The organism is Prosthecobacter sp. (assembly GCF_049294395.1).
Lineage (GTDB): Bacteria > Verrucomicrobiota > Verrucomicrobiia > Verrucomicrobiales > Verrucomicrobiaceae > Prosthecobacter.
Map to the genome: position 1 here is coordinate 1 of NZ_JBAQCR010000314.1, position 3676 is coordinate 3676.

At 60.1% G+C, this 3676-nt stretch carries 3 protein-coding genes, 1 tRNA gene and 1 pseudogene; 2 read left to right on the top strand and 3 right to left on the bottom strand.

Features of this window, described 5'->3' with window-relative positions; all coding sequences use genetic code 11:
- A pseudogene (locus tag WAW39_RS21000) lies at nucleotides 1-1327 on the top strand (hypothetical protein); the annotation flags it as partial.
- A gap of 124 nt (nucleotides 1328-1451) precedes the next feature.
- Here the strand turns inward: WAW39_RS21000 and WAW39_RS21005 are convergent.
- From WAW39_RS21005 to WAW39_RS21015, 3 genes are all read right to left on the bottom strand, one after another.
- Nucleotides 1452-1934 (bottom strand): hypothetical protein, encoded by a 483-nt coding sequence (locus WAW39_RS21005; RefSeq protein WP_422321122.1) that lies wholly within the window; start codon nucleotides 1932-1934, stop codon nucleotides 1452-1454.
- Nucleotides 1935-2209: 275 nt separating this feature from the next.
- Nucleotides 2210-2884, bottom strand: a complete 675-nt coding sequence (locus WAW39_RS21010; RefSeq protein WP_422321123.1) for a ubiquinone/menaquinone biosynthesis methyltransferase — start codon at nucleotides 2882-2884, stop codon at nucleotides 2210-2212.
- A gap of 49 nt (nucleotides 2885-2933) precedes the next feature.
- Nucleotides 2934-3018 (bottom strand) — tRNA-Leu (locus WAW39_RS21015).
- 109 nt (nucleotides 3019-3127) lie between these two features.
- Between WAW39_RS21015 and WAW39_RS21020 the strand changes: the two genes are divergently transcribed.
- Nucleotides 3128-3676, top strand: a 549-nt coding sequence (locus WAW39_RS21020; protein ID WP_422321124.1) for a hypothetical protein, incomplete at its 3' end; no start/stop codon positions are given.

Consider the following 3676-nt stretch of genomic DNA (forward strand, 5'->3'; position numbering starts at 1 on the left):
ATCCAAGACCGAAGAACGCGCCAGTTTGTTTGAGCAGGTCAGCCAGCTCGAAGCCCAGCTCACGCAGCTTCGTCAGAGCTTCAACGGCCTCAACGAATCCCGCAACCGCGCCGAAGTCGCTCTCACCCGCGTGGACCTTCGTCTCGAAAACCTGATCAATCAGGTGCAGGAGCGTTACAGCTTCCACATCGAAGCCTTTGAGCCTGACTACCACGTGCTGATGGTCACCATCGAAGAGCAGAAGAAGAACCGCAACCGTGGCAAGAAAGGCGCGGCCAATGCCGCAGGCTCCAGCGCATCCACCGATGGCGCCGAGCCCAGCAACGAAGATACTGAAGACGCCGAGCCCGCTGCCGAGGAAGCCGAAGCTCCCGTCATCCGCGCCGTGTCCAATCGTGATGACGATGCCGTGGACATCGACGAAGTCGTCATTCCCGGCGAAGAAGCACAGCCCGACTGGGCCTTCGTCATGGAAGTCGTTTACGAATTGCGCCAGAAGCTTGAAGGCATCGGCCCCGTCAATCTCGACGCCATCCAGGAGTTCGAAGAACTCGAAGAACGCCACAACTTCCTCGACACCCAGCACAACGACCTCGTCAAATCCAAGGACGAGCTGCTGCAGGTCATCGCCAAGATCAACGAGACCACGAAGACCATGTTTGTGGAGACGTTCACCCAGGTGCGCGGCTTCTTTAACAACAACTTCCGCGAACTCTTCGGCCCTGCCGCCAAGGCCGACCTCATGCTGGTGGATGAAAACGATCCGCTGGAGTCCGGCATCGAGATCATCGCCAAGCCCCCGGGCAAAAAGCTGCAGACCATCAGCCTCCTTTCCGGTGGCGAGCGCAGCATGACCGCCGTGGCCCTGCTCTTCTCCATCTACCAGGTCAAGCCCAGCCCCTTCTGCGTGCTGGACGAGCTTGATGCACCGCTCGATGAAACCAACATCGGCCGCTTCCTCAAGATGCTGGACGCCTTCATCGACAACTCCCAGTTCATCATCGTCACTCACAACAAGCGCACCATGAGCCGCGCCGATGTGATCTACGGTGTGACCATGCAGGAGTTCGGCGTCAGCAAGCCCGTGGGCGTCCGCATGACCACGGAAGAAACCCGCACCATGGACAAGACCGTCCAGGAACTCGCCCTCGAAGCCCCGAACCAGCCCAAGCGCAAGAAGAAGGCCGAGGACGACGCCGAAGCTTCAGATGCTTCTGACGATGAGCAGCCCGACTCCGTGCCCGTCAACGAAGACCTCGATGAAGAGCAGGCCCGCCTGACTGCCATTGAGGAACTGGAAGAACAGACGCCGGCGGCGCTGGTGTGAGGAAAGTACTCGCGAGCTTCAGCTCGCTCCCAGCGCATCAAGACGTCAAGCCGTGCGCCATTCGGCAATGGCTTGCGACTGCAGAGTTTCTTGTCGTAGACCGAACTTCCAAGCTCGGTCTACCTCAAGCCTCGCCCTCATCCTGGCTCCTTGATCTCTTGGCAGCCTCCGCCTCGTCCCTCTCCCTCAAGAGCCCTTCAAACCTATCGCGCAGTTCCTCATCCCGCACACGCTGCGCCAGCTCGATCACCTCCAGATACGCATCCCGTTCCTCGGGATAATAAAACAAGATCTTCTCATACTCCTGCACCGCAGCCTCCACCTTGCGCTCCTGGCTGTAGCGACGCGCCAGCTTGTAGGACAGCGGCGGCTTCTCAAACTCATCGGAAGGAAAGAACAGCTCCGCGAACGGCTTCGCAATCCACTCCGCCAGCTTGAAAGCCGTGTCCGGAGCCAGCAGCAGCACCGTCGTCACGAGCAGCAGCATGCTCCCGATGACCCGAAAGGCCGCAGACAGCCAGTCCATCTTCAGCGCTGCAGACATCATCCACACACTCGCGACCAAGGCGAGTCCGGCCAGAATCCTGCGAGCTTTCTGCCAGTTCATGCGAAGGGATAACTCCAATCACAAGCTCTGCAACTGCGAGGCAAGCGCCTTCGCGTGCCGCACGCACGAACAACCTAGGTCGTGTTTGAAAACGTGTCACCGCCTGCGCTATGCGTTTTGGACTGCGCCGGTCCTCCGGCGCTTTCGAGTGCCTCGTGGCCTACGAAAAGCTCCAGAGGACTGGAGCACTCCAAGACGCTCCGCGTTCTTCTCCGCGCCCCGGCCTGAAAGTGCGCCACACCGCCCAGCGCTATTCTGTCTTTGCGCGGCTAACTCTACTTCACCGCCTCATATAGCGAAGCGATGCCAAGCGTGAGCTGGCGTGAACTCGCACTGGCGAAACCATTCTCGCAAATCAAAGCCTCCATCTCACGGCCGGAGGGAAAGCGCTCGATGGAACCGCAGAGGTACACGTAGGCTTCGCGTTTGCCAGTGATCCACCCGGCGACGCGGGTCATGATCTGCTTGAGATAAAACAGGTACAACTGGCGGATGCCAGGAATGCGCGGGATGGAAAAATCGAGCACAAACAAGCGACCGCCGGGCCGCAGCACGCGGTTCATTTCCTTCAGGGCGGCAGGCCAGGAAGCCATGTTGCGCAGACCGAAGGCAACCGTGAGCACATCGAAGACACCATCCTGAAAAGGCAGCGCGAGTCCATCTGCGGCGACGAGACTGGTGAACTGACGCTTCTGCGCCTCACGCATCATGGGCACCGAGAAATCGGCCCCCAGCACTTTCGCCTGCGGACAGGCGGCTTGGATGGCCTGGGCGAGATCCCCGCTGCCGGTGGCGAGATCGAGCACACGCTGGGGTTTAAGTTCCGCAATGCGTTTGGCTGTCGTGCGGCGCCAGAGGCAATCGATGCCGAGACTGAGGACGTGATTTGCCAGCACATAACGCGATGCGATACCCGCAAATGCCTGCCTCACGAATCCTGCGTCTTGCATGTGACTTTCTGTTTAACCGGTTACCCGAGGCGGCACTGTTGCCGCTGGATGGTGCTCACGACTGGACTCGAACCAGCACAATGTTACTTACTAGAACCTGAATCTAGCGCGTCTACCAATTCCGCCACGTGAGCAAAGGAGTCGGGTTAACCGGGTCGAGAGTTTTGACCAAGCCGCAGAATACTCAAGCGAGAAAATGACTTTCTTCTGGCGACATGGCGGGCTTCGGGTAAGTCGCGTGGCATGTCCTTTCGTCTTGAGATGCTGCAAGTCGCACGCCTGGCCCCCAAACTCCTCGGTGAGTCGGCGGAGCTGGTGGAGTCTTTCCTGCGTTCGCGCCTGTCCCCTGAGGGCGGATTCCTGGATCGCAACGACAAGCCGGACCTCTATTACACCGTGTTTGGCCTGGAAGGCCTGCAGGCGCTGTCCGTGGATGCCACCACGATTCCTGATGTGCGCCCCTGGCTTTCACCCTTCGGTGATGGGGAGCGGCAGGATTTCGTACATCTGTGCTGCCTCGCGCGCTGCTGGGCGAATGCCGGCATGCAGGATTTTCCGATGGCCTCGCGTGAAGCGCTGGCGGCACGCATTGAGGCCTTTCGCTGTCGGGACGGCGGCTACCATCAGGCACCGAAGCGTGCCAAGGGCAGCGCCTACGGCTGCCTGCTGGCCTGGGGGGCCTATCAGGACCTCGGTGGCATTCCGCCTGAGCCTTGGCGGTTGGTGGAATGCATGGGCGGCCTGCGCACACCGGATGGCGCATGGTCCAACGAACCCGGCATCCCCGTGGGC

What these genes read in the sequence shown, in the direction of transcription:
- WAW39_RS21010 (WP_422321123.1), bottom strand. Translation starts at nt 2,884, where the DNA reads ATGCAAGACGCAGGATTCGTGAGGCAGGCATTTGCGGGTATCGCATCG.
- WAW39_RS21005 (WP_422321122.1), bottom strand. Translation starts at nt 1,934, where the DNA reads ATGAACTGGCAGAAAGCTCGCAGGATTCTGGCCGGACTCGCCTTGGTC.